The 16838-nt window shown below is 70.8% G+C and carries 15 protein-coding genes and 1 pseudogene; 8 read left to right on the forward strand and 8 right to left on the reverse strand.

All coding sequences use genetic code 11. The features are described 5' to 3' along the window. The 5 genes and pseudogenes from VFO68_RS30215 to VFO68_RS30235 all read left to right on the forward strand — a co-directional run. Positions 1-679, forward strand: a pseudogene (locus VFO68_RS30215) (aminoglycoside phosphotransferase); the annotation flags it as partial. Positions 680-777: 98 nt separating this feature from the next. Then, a complete protein-coding gene (locus tag VFO68_RS30220) occupies positions 778-1206 on the forward strand; it encodes a CBS domain-containing protein (protein ID WP_325161813.1) in 429 nt (142 codons plus the stop codon). Positions 1207-1305: 99 nt separating this feature from the next. Continuing rightward, entirely contained in the window at positions 1306-3489 is a 2184-nt protein-coding gene (gene glgB, locus VFO68_RS30225; RefSeq protein WP_325161814.1) for a 1,4-alpha-glucan branching protein GlgB, read from the forward strand. A gap of 34 nt (positions 3490-3523) precedes the next feature. After that, a complete protein-coding gene (locus VFO68_RS30230; RefSeq protein ID WP_325161815.1) occupies positions 3524-4960 on the forward strand; it encodes a neutral zinc metallopeptidase in 1437 nt (478 codons plus the stop codon). Between the two features lie 53 nt (positions 4961-5013). Continuing rightward, entirely contained in the window at positions 5014-6471 is a 1458-nt protein-coding gene (locus VFO68_RS30235; protein ID WP_325161816.1) for a neutral zinc metallopeptidase, read from the forward strand. An 89-nt stretch (positions 6472-6560) separates the two neighbouring features. Here the strand turns inward: VFO68_RS30235 and VFO68_RS30240 are convergent, their stop codons facing one another. The 5 genes from VFO68_RS30240 to VFO68_RS30260 form a co-directional block, all read right to left on the reverse strand. Continuing rightward, positions 6561-7538 carry a tetratricopeptide repeat protein gene (locus VFO68_RS30240; RefSeq protein WP_325161817.1) on the reverse strand — a complete coding sequence of 326 codons (978 nt, stop codon included), beginning with the start codon at positions 7536-7538 and terminating at the stop codon, positions 6561-6563. A gap of 56 nt (positions 7539-7594) precedes the next feature. Then, positions 7595-8014, reverse strand: coding sequence for a hypothetical protein (locus tag VFO68_RS30245; protein WP_325161818.1), 420 nt, complete (start codon positions 8012-8014; stop codon positions 7595-7597). Positions 8015-8026: 12 nt separating this feature from the next. Beyond that, positions 8027-8167, reverse strand: coding sequence for a hypothetical protein (locus VFO68_RS30250; RefSeq protein WP_325161819.1), 141 nt, complete (start codon positions 8165-8167; stop codon positions 8027-8029). A 65-nt stretch (positions 8168-8232) separates the two neighbouring features. Continuing rightward, on the reverse strand, positions 8233-9126 hold the full coding sequence (locus VFO68_RS30255; RefSeq protein WP_325161820.1) for an SCO6745 family protein: 894 nt from the start codon (positions 9124-9126) through the stop codon (positions 8233-8235). Positions 9127-9211: 85 nt separating this feature from the next. Next, the gene (locus tag VFO68_RS30260; protein WP_325161821.1) at positions 9212-9508 is read right to left on the reverse strand and encodes an MTH1187 family thiamine-binding protein; all 297 of its coding nucleotides are present in this window, start codon (positions 9506-9508) and stop codon (positions 9212-9214) included. A 41-nt stretch (positions 9509-9549) separates the two neighbouring features. Here VFO68_RS30260 and VFO68_RS30265 point away from each other — a divergent pair, with 41 nt between their 5' ends. From VFO68_RS30265 to VFO68_RS30275, 3 genes are all read left to right on the forward strand, one after another. Further along, on the forward strand, positions 9550-10068 hold the full coding sequence (locus VFO68_RS30265) for a MarR family transcriptional regulator (RefSeq protein WP_325161822.1): 519 nt from the start codon (positions 9550-9552) through the stop codon (positions 10066-10068). Between the two features lie 65 nt (positions 10069-10133). Further along, the gene (locus VFO68_RS30270) at positions 10134-10628 is read left to right on the forward strand and encodes a SigE family RNA polymerase sigma factor (protein WP_325161823.1); all 495 of its coding nucleotides are present in this window, start codon (positions 10134-10136) and stop codon (positions 10626-10628) included. Continuing rightward, on the forward strand, positions 10628-11650 hold the full coding sequence (locus VFO68_RS30275; RefSeq protein ID WP_325161824.1) for a hypothetical protein: 1023 nt from the start codon (positions 10628-10630) through the stop codon (positions 11648-11650). The genes VFO68_RS30270 and VFO68_RS30275 overlap by 1 nt, the downstream gene beginning before the upstream one ends. A 42-nt stretch (positions 11651-11692) precedes the next feature. Here VFO68_RS30275 and VFO68_RS30280 read toward each other — a convergent pair whose 3' ends face one another. The 3 genes from VFO68_RS30280 to VFO68_RS30290 form a co-directional block, all read right to left on the reverse strand. Further along, entirely contained in the window at positions 11693-12739 is a 1047-nt protein-coding gene (locus VFO68_RS30280; RefSeq protein ID WP_325161825.1) for an ABC transporter permease, read from the reverse strand. A gap of 94 nt (positions 12740-12833) precedes the next feature. After that, positions 12834-13748, reverse strand: a complete 915-nt coding sequence (locus tag VFO68_RS30285) for an ABC transporter ATP-binding protein (protein ID WP_325161826.1) — start codon at positions 13746-13748, stop codon at positions 12834-12836. A gap of 65 nt (positions 13749-13813) precedes the next feature. After that, the coding region (locus VFO68_RS30290) for a GH92 family glycosyl hydrolase (RefSeq protein ID WP_325161827.1) at positions 13814-16838 on the reverse strand (3025 nt) is incomplete at its 5' end.

Consider the following 16838-nt stretch of genomic DNA (forward strand, 5'->3'; position numbering starts at 1 on the left):
GCACGCCGACGAGGTGGGCGGCGACTTCGCCGGCGAGGCGGCGCGGCTGGGCATGGCCGTCGCCGAGGTGCACGCCGACCTCGCCAAGGTGCTGGGCAGTGAGCAGGTCGGGCCGGAGGTGATCGGCGCCGAGGTGGACGCCATGCACACCCGGCTGGACACGGTGCTGGCCGAGGTGCCGGAGTTGCAGGAGCACGCGGAGGTGCTGCGCGCGGCGTTCGAGGAGGTGCGGTCGGTGTCCTACCCGGTGACCGTGCAGCAGGTGCACGGCGACCTGCACCTCGGTCAGGTGCTGCGCAGCACGCTGGGCTGGGTGCTCATCGACTTCGAGGGCGAGCCGGCGACGGTCCCGGCCCAGCGGCGGCTGCCCCGCTCCCCGCTGCGGGACGTGGCCGGCATGCTGCGCTCGTTCGACTACGCGGCGTTTCATCTGCTGGCCGGCACCGAAGAGGACCGCCAGTTGCTGACCAGGGCGACCGAGTGGTCGGACCGCAATCGCAGCGCGTTCTGCGAGGGCTACGCCCGGGTGGCCGGGGACCCCCGCGAACAGGACCGGCTGCTGCGCGCGTTCGAGCTGGACAAGGCGGTTTACGAGGTGGCCTACGAGCACCACAACCGGCCGGACTGGCTGGCGATCCCGCTCGTTGCTATCCGTAGGGAGTCCTTCCGGGTGGCGTGAAACAAAATCGCCCATCGGTGACTATCCGAAACTCGGACCGGCTGGTTAACCTGATCGACACGGCCGGTAACTGCGACGGACTTGATCGGGGTGTCCAGATGCGGATCTCGGATGTGCTGCGCGGCAAGGGTTCCACCGTGGCGACGGTGGAACCCGGACTATCGGTCGCGGGTCTGGCCGGGGAGCTCGCCCGGCACAACGTCGGCGCCATGGTCGTGCTGGACGACGGGCAGGTGGTCGGCATCGTGTCCGAACGCGACGTCGTCCGCCAACTGCATGAGCGCGGCGCCAACCTGCTCGACGTCCGGGTCGCCGACATCATGACCACCTCGGTGGTCACCTGCCTGCCCACCGACAGTGTGGACAGCCTCGCCGCCACGATGACCGAGCGCCGCATCCGCCACATGCCGGTCCTGCAGGACGGCAGCCTGGCCGGCATCGTCAGCATCGGCGACGTGGTCAAGAGCCGCATCACCGAGCTCGAAAGCGACCGCGAACAACTCGAGTCCTACATCGCCGGCGGCTGACCCACCCCAAATGGGGACTCGCCCGTCCCGAGATGGGGACTCGCGGGCGAAGGGGGCGGCGTTCGGCGAATCCCTGGTGCGGGCGGCAGAATAAGCCGAGTGAAGAAGCAAGGCCTGCACCCGGCACTGCCCGCTCCCGGCGATCTTGAGCGCCTGCTGTCCGGCGCCCACCACGATCCACACTCGGTGCTGGGCGTGCACGTCAAGGGCGACCGGACGATCGCCCGGGCACTGCGCCCGGAAGCCAAGACCGTCACGTTACTTGCCGGTGAGCGGCGCTTCCCGCTGGAACACGCCGGCGACGGCCTGTTCGTCGCCGAGCTGTCCGAGAACCCGGGCTCCTACCTGCTCGAGATCGACTACGGCGGCGACCCGGTGCTGGTCGACGACCCGTACCGCTGGCTGCCCACCTTGGGCGAGCTGGACCTGCATCTGTTCGCCGAGGGCCGCCACGAGCGGCTCTGGGAGGTGCTCGGCGCCCGGGTCCGCGCCTACGACACCCCGACCGGAAAGGTCGAGGGCACCTCGTTCGCGGTGTGGGCGCCCAACGCCCACGGCGTGCGGGTGACCGGCGACTTCGACGGGTGGGACGGCCGGGCCAACCCGATGCGCTCGCTGGGCTCCTCCGGCGTGTGGGAGCTGTTCATCCCGGGCCTGCCGGCCGGCACCCGGTACAAGTTCCGTGTGCTGGGCAAGGACGGCCGCTGGCACGAGCGGGCCGACCCGATGGCCTTCGCCACCGAGATCCCCCCGGCGACCGCGTCGGTGGTGAGCACCCCCCAGTACCAGTGGCAGGACAACGCCTGGCTGAGCCGGCGGGACACCACCAACTGGTACGCCTCGCCGATGAGCATCTACGAGGTGCACCTGGGTTCCTGGCGGCAGGGCCTTGGCTACCGCGAGCTGGCCGACCAACTCGGCGACTACCTGGCCGAGAACGGCTTCACCCACGTCGAGCTGATGCCGGTGGCCGAGCACCCGTTCGGCGGCTCGTGGGGCTACCAGGTCACCTCCTACTACGCGCCGACCGCCCGGTTCGGCACCCCGGACGAGTTCCGTCACTTCGTCGACGCGCTGCACCAGCGCGACATCGGCGTGATCATGGACTGGGTGCCCGCGCACTTCCCGAAGGACGACTGGGCGCTGGCCCGGTTCGACGGCACCCCGCTCTACGAGCACGCCGACCCCCGCCGCGGCGAGCACCCCGACTGGGGCACGCTGGTGTTCGACTTCGGCCGCAACGAGGTGCGCAACTTCCTGGTCGCCAACGCGCTGTACTGGATCGACCAGTTCCACATCGACGGGCTGCGGGTGGACGCGGTCGCCTCGATGCTCTACCTCGACTACTCCCGCGAGGAAGGCCAGTGGCTGCCCAACCCGCACGGCGGCCGGGAGAACCTGGACGCGGTGCAGTTCCTGCAGGAGCTCAACGCCACCGTCTACAAGCACCACGGCGGCACCATCATGATCGCCGAGGAGTCGACGTCCTGGCCAGGGGTGACCCGCCCCACCCGGGTCGGCGGACTGGGGTTCGGCTTCAAATGGAACATGGGCTGGATGCACGACACGCTGCGCTACGCCGGCCACGATCCGGTGCACCGCTCCTACCACCACAACGAGCTGACCTTCTCGCTGATGTACGCCTGGAGCGAGAACTTCATCCTGCCGCTCTCGCACGACGAGGTGGTGCACGGCAAGGGCTCGCTGTGGGGCCGGATGCCGGGTGACGACTGGAACAAGGCCGCCGGCCTGCGCGCGCTGCTCGCCTACATGTGGGCCCACCCTGGCAAGCAGCTGCTGTTCATGGGCGGCGAGTTCGGCCAGGTCGGCGAGTGGTCGGAGGGCCGCTCGCTGGACTGGGAGCTGCTCTCCGACCCCCGGCACGACGGGATCCGCCGCCTGGTCGCCGACCTCAACGCCGTCTACCGCGCCCAGCCCGCGCTCTACGCGGCCGACACCCGCCCCGAGGGCTTCTCCTGGATCGACGCCAACGACTCGGGCAACAACGTGGCGAGCTTCCTGCGCCTCGCGCCCGAACAGCCGGGCGCCGAGCTGGCCTGCATCGTCAACTTCTCCGGCGTCCCGCGGCACGACTACCGGGTCGGGCTCACCTGGGCCGGGCGCTGGCGGGAGATCCTCAACACCGACGCGGAGAGCTACGGCGGCTCCGGGGTCGGCAACCTGGGCGCCGTCGAGGCCGAACGCCACCCGTGGCACGGCCGGCCGGCCTCCGCGCTGGTTCAGCTCCCGCCGCAGGGGGTGATCTGGCTGGTCCCGGAGTGATGCGCCGGCCTGCCGGTCCCGGGTCAATCACGCGATGCGGCCACACGGGGCAGGCCGGGCAGGCACACTGGAGGACGTGCGCATCGTCGGACTCGTCATCCTGCTCGTGGTCGCGTCGACTGCCGCCGCCTGCACCACGTCGGTGACAGGCAGCCCGGTCGGCACCGGCTCGGTGGTGACCAAGCACGACCCGAACACCCCGGGCGTGGACCCGTCGTTCGTGCACGACACCGACGGCAGCGAGATCGACCGGTTGGCCGCGACCGTGGTGACCGATGTCATGGACTACTGGCGGCAGAACTTCCCGGCCACCTTCGGCACCGAGTGGAAGGACCTGACCGGCGGGTTCTACTCGGTGGACACCGCCAGGGCGAAGAGCGAGGCGCCGCCGTGCGCCCGCCGGTCCATCGACGTCGAGGGCAACGCGTTCTACTGCCCGACCGAGGACGTGATCGCCTGGGACCGCTCGGCCCTGCTGCCGGTGCTGCGCGACCGGTTCGGTGAGGCTTCGGTCATGCTGGTGCTGGCCCACGAGATGGGACACGCGGTGCAGCGCCGCGCCGGGCTGACCGTGGCCGAGCAGCGCAGCAACCCGGACAAGTACCCGACGATCCTGGTCGAGGCCCAGGCCGACTGCTACGCCGGGTCGTTCGTGCGCTGGGTGGCCGACGGCAAGGCGGCGCACCTTCAGGTCGGCAAGGACCGGCTGGACTCCGCGCTGGAGTCCCTGATCACCTTCCGCGACCCGATCGGCACCGACCAGGGCGACAAGGGCGCGCACGGCGACGCCTTCGACCGGGTGTCGGCCTTCCAGGACGGCTACGACCAGGGCCTCAAGCTGTGCGCCGACATGAGCGTGGCCAACCGCAAGTTCACGCTGCGCGGCTTCACCGACGCCGGGGACGCCGAGCGGGGCGGCAACCTCCCGTTCGACCAGCTGGTCAAGTCGATGACCGAGGACCTCAACTCGTTCTTCAACACCACGGTCACGCAGGCCGGCAAGCGGTGGACCAACCTGACCCCGCAGACCGGCGAGGCGAACGTGGACTGCGCCGGCAACGACCAGGGGCCGATCGCGTTCTGCCCGAGCCCGGCCGGCGGCGGCGAGGTCAAGGTGGCCAAGGACAAGCTCGCCGACCTGCACTCCGAGATCGGGGACTACGCCACCGGCACGATCCTGGCCAGCCGGTTCGGCCTGGCGGCGGTCTCCGCGCTGGGTAAGCCGCTCGACGGTGCCGACGCCCAGCGGCAGGTGCTCTGCCTGGCCGGCGCGTACACCGGCCAGTTGATCACGCGAACCTCCGGCTTCTTCCTGTCCCCCGGCGACCTCGACGAGGCGGTACAGGTACTGCTGCAGTACGACTACGCCGGGCGGGACGGCGCCGGCAAGGCGATCGGCGCCGGCTATGAGCGGGTCTCGGTGTTCCGGTCCGGCGCGGTCGGCGGCGCGCCGGCCTGCAGTGTGAGCTGATGCGCGCGCGGTCGCCCGTTAGGGTTCGGGCAGCGCACACGGAAGGACGAGCATTGCGGACGAGCGCGTTACGGCTGGCCATCGCGCTGGCAGCGACCCTGGTCACGGTCCTGCCGGTGGCGGGCTGTGCCACACCGGTGGCCGGCAACGCCCGCGCGGTAGGTGAGATCGACACCCGCAGCGTGGGCGGCAAACCGGTCACCGACGGGCCCACCGGTCCCCGGGAGGGCGTGCCGGACGCGGACCTCGCCTTCGAGAACGGCGACGGCGGCGAGATGGACAAGCTGGCCATCAACGCCGTGTCCGACATCTACGAGTACTGGACCGAGCAACTGCCGGCGAACTTCGACGGGACGAAGTTCGAGCCGCTCAAGCGGCTGGTCTCCTACGACTCGGAGGGCACCGCGGTCAAGATCTGCCAGCAGAGCACGGCCAAGCTGATCAACGCCTTCTACTGCGGCCAGGACGACAGCATCGCCTGGGACCGCGGGCAGTTGCTGCCGATGCTGAACAAGCAGTTCGGGCCGATGGCGGTGGTCACCGTGCTGGCCCACGAGATGGGCCACGCGATCCAGTTCCGGCTGCTGGAGAAGAGCAACATCGACCAGACCACGCCGACGATCGTCAAGGAGCAGCAGGCCGACTGCTACGCCGGCAACTTCTTCGCCTACGTCGCCGACGGCAAGTCCAAGCACTTCCAGCTCAACAGCGGCGAGGGCCTCAACCTCGTGCTGGCGACGATGTTCTTCATCCGCGACCCGGCCGGGCTCTCCGCCAGCACCCGCGGCGCCCACGGCCTGGCGTTCGACCGGGTCTTCGCCTTCCAGGAGGGCTACACCAAGGGCCCGCGCCGGTGCGCCGAGATGGACTCCGAAGAGATCAACAAGCGGATCGCCGAGAAGAAGCGCAGCGAGACCGACGAGGCCTACCAGGGTGAGGCGCCGATCGCGCGCAAGGAGGTGTTCGAGGCGTTCCAGAAGAGTCTGGAGCAGGCCTTCCAGAGCAACAACGTGCCGCTGCCGGAGATCCGGGACAACGGCGGGAAGTGCGACGACGGGACGGCCACCTCCCCCGCGACCTACTGTCCGGAGGAGAACGTGGTGGCCATCGACATCGACGAGTTGGAGAAGATCGCCACCCCGCCCAAGCGCGCCGAGACGCCCGGTGCCGACGGCGCCGGCATCGGTGACTTCGCCGCGTTCGCCGAGATCGCGTCGCGCTACGTGCTGGCCGTCCAGAAGGGACTCGGCGCTCCCCTGGAGGGCGAGGACGCCGGCCTGCGCACCGCGTGCCTGACCGGCGCCTGGGCCGCCTTCGTCGACAAGCCCGGCCCGCCCATCCGCCTGGCCGTTGGCGACCTCGACGAAGCCGTCGCCGAACTCCTGCAGGACGACAGCCTCATCGCCGCCGACGTCAAGGGCAACCAGACCGTCATCGGCTTCGCCCGCGTGGAAGCCTTCCGCGTCGGCTACTTCCAGGGCTCCGCCCGCTGCACCCAACTAGGCCGCTAACCGCCCCACCCCGCGAGTCCCCACTTCCAGCCCGGCGAGTCCCCACTTCCAGCCCGGCGAGTCCCCACCCGGACGTGGGACTCGCGGGGTTAGAAGAGGGCGCTGGCCAGGTCGCGGCGGGCTTTCATGACGCGGGGGTCGTCGGGGGCGAAGAGGTCGAAGAGGCTGACGAGGTGGGTGCGGGCCTTGTCGCGGTCGTCGCCGGTGGTGCGGCGGACCGCTCCCACCAGGCGGGCGAAGGCCTGCTCGATGCGCTGCTGGGCGAGCTCGATGTCGGCGGCGGCCAACTGGGCGTCGAGGTCGTCCGGGGACGTGTCGGCGCGCACGATCACCGACGGGTCGGTGGACTCCGCGCGGGCCAGGAAGCGGACCTGCGCCAGGGCGGCCTTGGCCAGTTCGTTGCCGGGTTCGCTGTCCAGGATCGCCTGGTAGGCGGTCTCGGCGGCGGGGTAGTCGCCCCGGTTGAGCGCGTCCTCGGCGGCGACGAACCGCTTGTCCTCGGGCTCGGGCTCGGGTTCGGCGTCGTCGGGCTCGACGCCGTTCTCGGCGGCCCGGATGCCCGGCATGCGGTCCCGCAGAGCATCCAGCAGGCCGTCGAGCCACTGCCTGATCTGCGGCTCGGGCTGCGCCCCGGCGAACGCCTCGACCGGCTGCCCACCGGCGATGGCCACCACCATCGGAATGGACTGCACGCCGAACAGCTGCGCGATCCTCGGGTTCGCGTCGATGTCGATCTTGGCGAGCAGCCACGCGCCCCGGTACGTCTCGGCCAGCCGCTCCAGCACGGGCGAGAGCTGCTTGCACGGCCCGCACCACTCCGCCCACAGGTCCACGATCACCGGCACCTGCAGCGAACGCTCGATCACCTCGGCCTGGAACGTCGCCTCGGTGACGTCGATGACGAACTGACCGGACGGCGCCGCGCCGCCCTGCCGGGGCGCCGCGGCGGCCGGCCGGGCCGGTGCCGAGCCGGCGGCGTCCGCCCTGGCCTTGATGGCGGACAGGTCAACCGCCCGGGACAGCGCGGCGGACAGCGCCGCGGTTTGACGTGGATCAGGCCTTGTCACGGTTTCTATCCTGGCATGACCAGGGTGGGACCTGCCCATGGATCCCCAGGCCCGCCTCAGAACTGCCCGCGGATACCCAGCCCGACGTAGAACCCGCCGGTGTAACCGCTCGCGCTGGCCTCGCCGTCCAGCTTGACCGTCAGGATGCCGTCCATGCTCACCAGTGGCCGGCGCATGAGGTGCTCGATGAGCTGGGTGTCGGCGGACATCTGGCCGCTGCCGCCGTCGACCAGGCTGTAGCTGATCCCAGCCTGCAACGACTGCTCCAGGTAGGTGGTGCTGCGCAGCCGCCACTGGGTCTGCACCACCTGGGTCGCTACCCGGATGTGATCCTCCGACCAGTTGTGCGGAAACTGCACGCTCGCCTCGTCGAACAGGTTGAGGTGGCCGAACTGCTCGAACGTCCAGCCCGCGCCGATGCCGGTGAGCGTGAGCGTGAGCTCTTCCCTGTCGAACTTCAGCCGTGGTGGCGTCATGACCTTCCCCTCCTAGGCCAGCGCCGGCTCGTCGTCGTCGAAGTGGATGCCCTCCAGGGCCACCTCGGCCTGCTCCTCGGCCTCACCACCGAACTCGATCATTGCCCCGGCCAGCCAGTCGTCAACGTGACCTGACTCAGATGTCGCTTCCATGCCGGAAACGTTCGCTGATCGCCCGATGGGGCGGCCATCGGCGGTCGTGTGACAGTTGGGGCAGCTCAGCCTGCCCTCTCGGCCATCGGCCGGGACAACTCGGCCACCGGGGACAGCGCCATCGGGTTGACCTCCATCGCGGAGTTGGCCTGAGCGAGGGAAAGCGAGATCGGCGTGAGCAGCGCGGCGGTGCGGGCGGTGGCGTCGGCGCCGATGGCCTGCCACGGCAGCGCTCCGCCCTCGTCGGTGCGTTCCTCGACCCACCGGCGCAGCTCCGCGCCGGCGTCGGTCAGCTCCGCGGCCGGCGTGATCAGATCCCGGTCGACCAGCCGCTGGTGCGCCCGCTGCCATTCGTCCTCGGACCAGCCGCGGGCCAGCCGCAGGTAGCCGGGGTCGATCCCGCGGTCCGCGCCGAAGATCACCAGCGTCTCGCACGGGTCGAGGCCGGCCGCCACCAGCGCCGCCACGTGCCCGTCGCCGCGCGACTCGCGCAGCAGGGTGGCCGCTTGCCAGAGCACCAGGTGCGGTTCGGTCGGCCAGTCCAACGCGGCGTTGGCGGCGCCGAGCGGCCGCCCGGCGGTCGGCGCGTGCTCCGCGGCCGACCGCAGCAGCACGGCGGCCTCGGCCAGTTCGGCGCTCTCCAGCATGCTGGCCGGCAGCATGCGACGGATCGAGCGGTCCGCGCCGAGCAGCCGCACCCGCAGGTACTCCTCGGGCGCGGCGATCCGCCAGGCGTCCGGGATCGCGCGGGCGACCTTGGCCGGGTGGAAGTTGTAGAACGTGGCGGCCACCAGTTCCGGCGAGGCGGCCCCGAGCGGCGCGGCCCGCATGCCGAAGTAGCCCATCCAGCCGCCCTTGCAGCCGAGCTCGTCGGTGGCCGCCCGCGACTCCGGCGTGAAGTAGGTGACGTCGTGATAGGTCTCGAACCGAACCCACATCGCCCGCGCATCGATGGTCATGCCGGCCACAGTAACCGGGCCGGCCAGCAGGCCACACCGGTTGATCTCCCGGGTCACCCACCGGGAGCTCCCTCTAACCGGGGCCTTACTCGGCGAGATACTCCTCGACCCGCTCCACCTTGGCGCGCAACTGCCCGGTGTGGCCGGGCCGGATGTCTGCCTTGAGCACCAGGCTGACCCGTGGGGCGTGGGCCGCGACCGCCTCGGTAGCCCGCCGCACGACGTCCATCACCTCGTCCCACTCGCCTTCGACGGTGGTGAACATGGCGGAGGTCTCATTGGGCAACCCGGACTCCCGGACGACCCGGATGGCGTCGGCAACCGCCCTGCCGACACTCTCGGACTCGCCGCCCAGCGGGCTGACACTGAACGCGATCAGCATGCACGCACCCTGGTGGGTACCCACTGGTAATTTCAAGCCCCATGAGCCCACGACCACTGCCGTTCGATCCGATCGCGCGCGCAGCCGAGCTGTGGGCGGAGCGGGTCGGCGAGCCGGCCACGATGGCGGCGGTGACCAGCATCATGCGCGTCCAGCAGGTGCTGCAGTCCGCTGTGGACACAGCATTGCGTCCGCACGGGCTCACCTTCGCCCGCTACGAGGCGTTGGTGCTGCTGACTTTCTCCAAGCGCGGCAGCCTGCCGATGCGGGTGATGGGCGACCGCCTGCAGCTGCACCCGACCAGCGTCACCAACATCGTCGACCGGCTGGAGGGCGACGGTCTGGTCAAGCGCACCCGGCACCCGACCGACCGGCGCACCACGCTGGCCGAGATCACCGAGCTCGGCCGCGAGCGGATGGCCGCGGCGACGGCGGCGGTGACCGCGATCGACTTCGGCATGCGCGGCCTGACCGGACGGCAGACCGGGCAGCTCACCGAACTGCTCGCCAAGGTGCGCAAGGCGGTCGGCGACTTCACCGACCCGGAACCCGAGGCGTAGCCGGGCACAGCATTTTCGCGAACTGGCGCGTGTAGTCACCGGAGGGTTCGAACCGGAGGTGCTGCATGACGTTCCAGGAGTTCGCCTCGGCCAAGCTTCCGGCGCTGTTGCGGTTCGCCGTGGTGCTGACCGGAGACCGCGGCCTGGCCGAGGACATCGTCCAGGAGGTCCTGCTCCGGGTCCACCAGCGATGGACCAAGCTCGGTGCGCTCGACTCGCCCGAGCACTACGTCCGCCGCATGATCACCAACGAGTACCTGTCCTGGCGGCGCCGATGGTCCCGGGTCGTGCCGCAGGCCGATCCGCCTGCCGGACCGGCCATCGAGGACCACGCAGGCGTCCACGCCGAGCGGGACGCGTTGCGCACCGAGCTGGACAAGCTGCCCCGCCGGCAGCGCGCCGTGCTCGTGCTGCGCTACTACGCCGGGCTGTCCGACCTCGAGATCGCGGAGGAGCTCGGCTGCACGGCCGGCACCGTCCGCGGATACGCGTCCAGGGCAATGGCCACACTGCGCATCGAACTGCGGCCGGCGCCCCAAGCAGCCAAGGAGTTGCGCTGATGTACACCGAGGATGACCTGCGCGCCGTGTTCGGCGACGTGGAACGCGAGGCGCCCGAGCTGTCGGGCACGCTGGCCGGCCTGGACCGGTTGGCCCGGCGCCGAACGGTGCGCCGCACCGCCCTGGGCATGGCCGCCGCCGTGGTGACCACCGTCGCGATCGCCGCGACCGCGCTCGTGGTGACGAACCTGACCGAGGACCACCAGACGCCGGCCGCGCCACCGGCGGCACCGCTGCGCCTCACCTTCGCCGTCGACCCCATTGCCGGCAAGACCGTGCGCCATCTGGCCCGGGACGCGACCAAACAGCGGGTGACGCTCAACGACGCCGCCGGCACCATCAACAACGACATCATCACGGTGTACGCCCCTGGCGCCTTCGACCCGTCCGAGGCCCGGACCGGCGAGCCCGTCGAAGTGCACGGCAGGACCGGCTACTTCCGCCCGGACCTGCCGTGCCAGTGCGAAACCGAAATGGGGTATCCCACCATCGCCTGGGAGTACGCCGACAACGCCTGGGCCACCGCGGTCGACATGAAGATGTCGCCGCCCCACCAGCTGCCACCGGAGCAGCTCAAGGCGAACCAACGGCGGATCGCCGAGGCCGTGCGGTTCGACCGCACCACGCCGCTGCTGATTCCGTTCCGGGTCGGCTACCTCCCGGCCGGGGTGCGACCGCGTTCCGCGAACCTGGCTCTCGACGCGCGGGGAACGCCCCGGATGGTCGAGCTGGGCTGGCCGGCCGCGGGCGATATCAACATCGAAGCGGGACCGAATCTCACGGGCCAGTTGCCGGTCGGCGAAACCGCGCTCGGCCCCGGAGCGGTGACGGTGCCCGACCGGCTGGGCGAGCCGAAGACGGACTGGGTTGGCGTGAACTTCGGGTCGTTCGGCGTCCGCGTGCGCGTCACCGGGCTGACCAAGGCGGAGCTGCTGCGGATCATGCAGTCCATCACACCGGTCGCCGATTTCGCCGATCCGGACACGTGGTTCGACGCCGAGGAGGCCATCCCCAACGGCTGACCTACTGGGGGTGGGGCCGGCCGCGACCGCGCGGCCGGCCTCCTAGCTGTCCTCCCAGCGGAACACCCGGGCGGCGATCAGGCCCATGACCAGAGTGAAGCCGAGCAGCACCGCGCACGGCACCAGCAGCGCGTCGACCGCCTTGCCGCGCACCATGAAGTCCATCACGCCGTCGTTGAGATGCCGCAACGGGAAGACGTTGGACACGTTGCGCACCCACTCCGGCGCCTGGTCGATCGGGAAGAACGTCCCGGACAGGAACGCCATCGGCAGCACGATCACGTTGGCCGCGGCGGTGGCCGCCTCCTCGGTCTTGGCGAACGCCCCGACCACCATGCCGATCGAGAAGAACGCCAGCACACCGCACAGGAACACCGGGATCGACAGCCACCAGGTGCCGGTGAGCTGCAGGCCGAAGACCGGAAGCAGACCGACGCCGATGAAGATCACGGCCTGCACGATGGCGATCGCGATCGTCACCGTGACCCGTGAGGTGAGCAGCGTGTTCACCCCGACCGGAGCGAGCCGCAGCCGGCGCAGCACCTGCTTCTTGCGCCAGGACACCAGGGTCAGCGCCGAGCCGAAGACCGCGGTGATCGCGATGCCCCAGGACATGATCCCCGGGGTGAGGTACTGGATCGCCTTGAGCGAGGAGTCCTCCACCTGGTCGGCCCGCACCAGGTAGCGCGGCTGCTGGCCGGTCTCCGCCTGGTTGACGGCACCGACCACGCCGTCCAGCAGTCCGCTCACGATGCGGGACTGGGTCTGGTCACTGGCCGCGTACCGCAGCGTGATCTGGTCGCCCTGCTCGATGACGACGGCCGGCAGGTTGCCGGCGCGCACCTCCTGCACGGCCGCGTCCAGGTTGTCGAACCGCTGCAGGTCGGCCAGGCCGGACTGCTCGAGCGTCGCGATCACCTTGCCATTGCCGACCACCCCGATGTCGATCTTCTCCGAGCCGGCGTCCCGGAAGATCAACCCGAACACCACGAGGAACATCAGCGGGAAGACGAAGGTGAAGAACAGCGTGGCCTTGTCCCGGTAGAACCCCTTGAGCATGGCCATGGACAGGCTCTTGAAGGCGCTCATGCGGGCACCTCGCAAGCTCGGTACCCGCTGGCCCGTCGCCTCGCAGGCTCGGCGGCGGTGCAGTGTCCAATGGTTCGCTCGCAAGCTCGCTCACTCATGCCCGATACTCCCGTCCGGTCAACGACAGGAAGACGTCCTCCAACGTGGCCGTGCGCACCTGCAGGCCGGCGAGGCTGCCCCGCTCGGCCAGGGCGGAGAGCAGCTTGGCCGGCTCGCGGGTGGTGATGGTCAGCGACGACTCGTCGCTGTGCACCTCGTCGGCGCCGGGCAGCCCGGTGGCCTCCGCCTCGGTCAGCGCACCCGGTTCGAGCAGCACCCGGGTCGGCGCGTCCAGCCCGCGAACCAGCTTGGCCGGCGAGTCCAGCGCGAGGATCCGGCCGTCGTCCATGATCGCCACCCGGTCACAGAGGATCTCCGCCTCGTCCAGGTAGTGCGTGGTGTAGAGGATCGTCTTGCCCCGGGCCTGGATCGCCCGCAGCACGTCCCACAGGTTGCGCCGGGCCTGCGGGTCCAGCGCGGCGGTCGGCTCGTCGAGGAACACCACGTCCGGGTCGTGCACCAGCGCGCACGCGATGGACAGCCGCTGGCGCTGTCCGCCGGAGAGCTTGTCCTCGCGGGTGTTCGCCTTGTCGGCCAGGCCCACCAGCTCCAGCATGTCCTGCACCCGGGCCGCGCCGACCCCGTAGAGCGAGCCGAAGGTCTCCAACTGCTCCCGCGCGGTGAGCTTCTCGAAGAACGACGACGCCTGCAGCTGCACGCCGATCCGGGGCAGCAGCCCGATGCGGCGCGGCCACGGCGACTCCCCGAGCAGTCGCACCTGGCCGGCGTCGGGCTCCCGCAGCCCTTCGACGATTTCCAGAATGGTCGTCTTTCCGGCGCCGTTCGGGCCGAGGATTCCGAAGAACTCCCCCTCGGCGACCTCGAACGACACCCCGTCGACGGCTTTGAGCGTGCCGTACGACTTGTGGATGTCCGTCGCGGCAATGGCCGCGACCCCCGTTGTGGTCACGACGCGTAACCCTACCCGCCGGACCGCGCCGACCGCGGGATGTTCGCTGGCTCCGGCGTTCCGCCTCAACCCGCGGTGATCGCGAAAACGTGCAGGGTGCCACCTTCCACAGTGGCCGGCAGCGTCACGGCGGCGACCTGTTTGCCGGCCTGCAGTTCGATCGGCACGGTTGCGAAAAGGTAGGTGCCGATCTGCTGCGGGGTGCCGCTCACCGCGTTGCGGTACGGCATCCGGGCCACCACCTGGTTGTCGAACGAGACCGGGTCACCCCCACCGCCGAGGGTCCAGTCCGAGAACCCGATCTGCGCGGTCTGCGTGCTTCCGTCGGTGTAGCGGATCACCAGCGCACCGCTGGCCCGCCCGCTGGTCGCCGCGCCCAGCAGGGCCAGCCGGGTGGCGCCGGCCGGTGTGCCGGGCAGGTTCACGGTCTGGCCGGCGGCCATCACGTTGTCCGCCTCGCCGGCCGGGATCGCCGGCAGGGCGTGCGCGATCCCGTCCACCACGACGGGTTGTCCCGGGCGCACCCCGGCCGCGGCCAGCGCGGTGGCCGAGTAGCTCCAGCCGACCAGGTCGAAGTTGGCCACCGACATGTCCTCGTCCGGCGAGACCCCGGTGTTGTCGAACGCCGCCCGCAGGCTGCCCGGTTCGGCCACCAGCACCTGGAGCACCGCGCCGGCCAGGGCGGTGCCGCCCGGACCGGTGAAGGTGACCGGAACCCGGTAGGTGCTCTGCCCGACGCCGGCATCGACCGCCACGGTGAGCGGCGCGGTGGTCTTCGCCCCGGCCGGCACGGTGAGCTCCCCGCTCACCGGGCTGACCCGGATGCCGGGCGGCGGCGCGGCGGACCACCGCACGATCGCGCCGGAGCCGGTGAAGTCCTGTGCTCCCACCGCGAACCCGGCGGACCCGCCGGCCGCGACGACCAGCCGGCTCGGCTCGACGTAGCCGCGCTGGCCGACCTCGCCGTCCCGGAAGGACGGTGGCGCGTCCGCCTGAGCCGCGCCCCAGGCCGGGTCCGGCGTGGCGGACAGCTGGAAGTCGACCGTGCCGCCACCGGTCACGAACGACTCGGGCAGCCAGGGCCGGTTCCAGGCGACGCCGTTCACGGTCAGCCCGGTGACGTACGGGACGCCCGCCGCGGCGGCCGGCGCCCGGATGGTCAGCGTGACGCCGTTCGGCCGGGTGATCACGGCCGCCCGGAAGACCGGGCTGTTCAGCACCAGTTCGGCCCGGCCCGGGACCACCGGGTACATGCCCAGCGCGGACCACACGTACAGCGCCGACATCTGCCCGAGGTCGTCGTTGCCGACCAGGCCGTCCGGGCCTGGCTTGAACAGTTCGCGCTGCATCCGCCGGGTCAGCGCCTGCGTCTTGTACGGAGCGCCGGCGTAGTCGTAGAGCCAGGGCGTGTGCATGTTCGGCTCGTTGCCGATGAAGGCGTAGGGCGCATCGGTGCCGGCGTTCAGCTCGGTGAAGAAGGTGTCCAGCCGCTCGGTCACCGCCGCGTTGCCGCCCATCGCGGTGAACAGGCCGCGCGGGTTGTACGGCACCATCCAGTTGTACTGCGCGCCGTTGCCCTCGACCCAGCCCTCGCCGCGCTCCGGCCGGAACGGTTCGACGAACGACCCGTCCCGGTTGCGCGGCTGCAGGTAGCCGCTGGCCGGGTTGTACAGGTTCTGCCAGTACTGCGCCCGGTTCATGAACGTGGTCCAGGTGGCGCCGTCGCCGAGCCTGCGGGCCAGGTCGGCGATGGCGAAGTCGGCGGTGGTGTACTCCAGCGTGGTGGCCGCCGGGCCCCACACGTCCCGCGCACCCATCGGCACGTAACCCAGGCTCTGGTACTCGGGCAGGCCAGGCCGCTCCTGGTAGCCCTGGGTGGGTTGGGTGGCCCCGCGCAGCATCAGCAGCAGCGCCTTGTTCGCGTCGAAGTTCCGCGCCCCGAAGGCATACGCGCTGGCCACCATGACGTGGTAGGGGTCGCCGACCATCACGCCGGTGAAGTCGTTGGCCACGGTCCAGCGGTCCCACGCGCCGCCCTGCTCGGCGTAGAGCATCATCGACCGCACCACGTCGGCGGCCTCGTCGGGCGCGATCAGCGACAGCAGCTGCATCTGCGAGCGGTAGGTGTCCCAGCCGGAGAAGTTGGTGTAGACGGCATGCCCGCGTTCGGCGGTGCGGATCCGCCCGTCGAAGCCGATGTAGCGTCCGTCGGCGTCGGAGAACACGTTGGGCTGCAACAGGGTGTGGTAGAGCGCGGTGTAGAAGGTGGTGCGCTCGGCGTCGGTGCCGCCGGTCACCCGGATCCGGCCCAGCTGCGTGTTCCACGCGGCTCGCGCGTCGGAAGCGATGCGGTCGAACGGTTTCGTGCCGCTCTCCGACCGCAGGTTGCGCCGCGCACCGTCGGTGGACACAAAGGACAGTCCGACGCGGACCTCGACGGTCGACCCGGCCAGCGGGTCGAACGTGACGTACCCGCCGGTGCCCGGGCCGGCGACGGTGGTGTCGGCGATCCCCGCCCGGCGCCGCGGCGCGGCGGCGGCCGTCGCGGTCTTCGGCGCGTTCACCGCCGCCAGGTCCACCTTGGGGTCGGCGCCGCCGCGCTCGCCGGTGGAGCCGGGCGTGACCGACCCGTTCTTCCAGGTGCCGAACGCGGCGAACGGCCGGTCGAACTCGGCCCGGAAGTACAGCCGGTAGCGGTGGTCGACGCCGCAGAACCGGCCGCTGGTCACCCAGCCGGCGATCCAGTTCGGCCCGATCGTCGTCTCGGCGTCGTCCGCGCCCGCGATCGACCCGGAGGTGTTGACCAGCACGGTCGCCGGGGAGCCGGCCGGGAAGGTGAACCGCCCGATGCCGGTCCGCTGGGTGACCGACAGGTCCACCCGGGCGCCGGAGTCCAGGGTGACGCCGTACCGGCCGGGGCTGACCGTCTCCCCGGCGTGGGAGAACCGGGAGACGTACCGGTTCGGGTCGGTCGCGGGCGAGGTGGTGACCTCGCCCGGGAACGGCATGATCGGCACGTCCTGGTAGGTGGAGCAACCCGCGCCGGACAGGTGGGTCAGGCTGAAGCCCTTGATCCGGTTGTCGTCGTAG

The organism is Actinophytocola sp., assembly GCF_035712165.1.
GTDB lineage: Bacteria > Actinomycetota > Actinomycetes > Mycobacteriales > Pseudonocardiaceae > DASYTH01.

Bases quoted from the DNA above. Each gene is read 5' to 3' on its own strand.
- VFO68_RS30230 (WP_325161815.1), top strand. From the start codon at position 3,524: ATGCGGCCACACGGGGCAGGCCGGGCAGGCACACTGGAGGACGTGCGC.
- VFO68_RS30270 (WP_325161823.1), top strand. From the start codon at position 10,134: ATGACGTTCCAGGAGTTCGCCTCGGCCAAGCTTCCGGCGCTGTTGCGG.
- VFO68_RS30260 (WP_325161821.1), bottom strand. From the start codon at position 9,508: ATGCTGATCGCGTTCAGTGTCAGCCCGCTGGGCGGCGAGTCCGAGAGT.
- VFO68_RS30245 (WP_325161818.1), bottom strand. From the start codon at position 8,014: ATGACGCCACCACGGCTGAAGTTCGACAGGGAAGAGCTCACGCTCACG.
- VFO68_RS30255 (WP_325161820.1), bottom strand. From the start codon at position 9,126: ATGACCATCGATGCGCGGGCGATGTGGGTTCGGTTCGAGACCTATCAC.
- VFO68_RS30265 (WP_325161822.1), top strand. From the start codon at position 9,550: ATGAGCCCACGACCACTGCCGTTCGATCCGATCGCGCGCGCAGCCGAG.
- VFO68_RS30280 (WP_325161825.1), bottom strand. From the start codon at position 12,739: ATGAGCGCCTTCAAGAGCCTGTCCATGGCCATGCTCAAGGGGTTCTAC.
- VFO68_RS30250 (WP_325161819.1), bottom strand. From the start codon at position 8,167: ATGGAAGCGACATCTGAGTCAGGTCACGTTGACGACTGGCTGGCCGGG.
- VFO68_RS30220 (WP_325161813.1), top strand. From the start codon at position 778: ATGCGGATCTCGGATGTGCTGCGCGGCAAGGGTTCCACCGTGGCGACG.
- VFO68_RS30275 (WP_325161824.1), top strand. From the start codon at position 10,628: ATGTACACCGAGGATGACCTGCGCGCCGTGTTCGGCGACGTGGAACGC.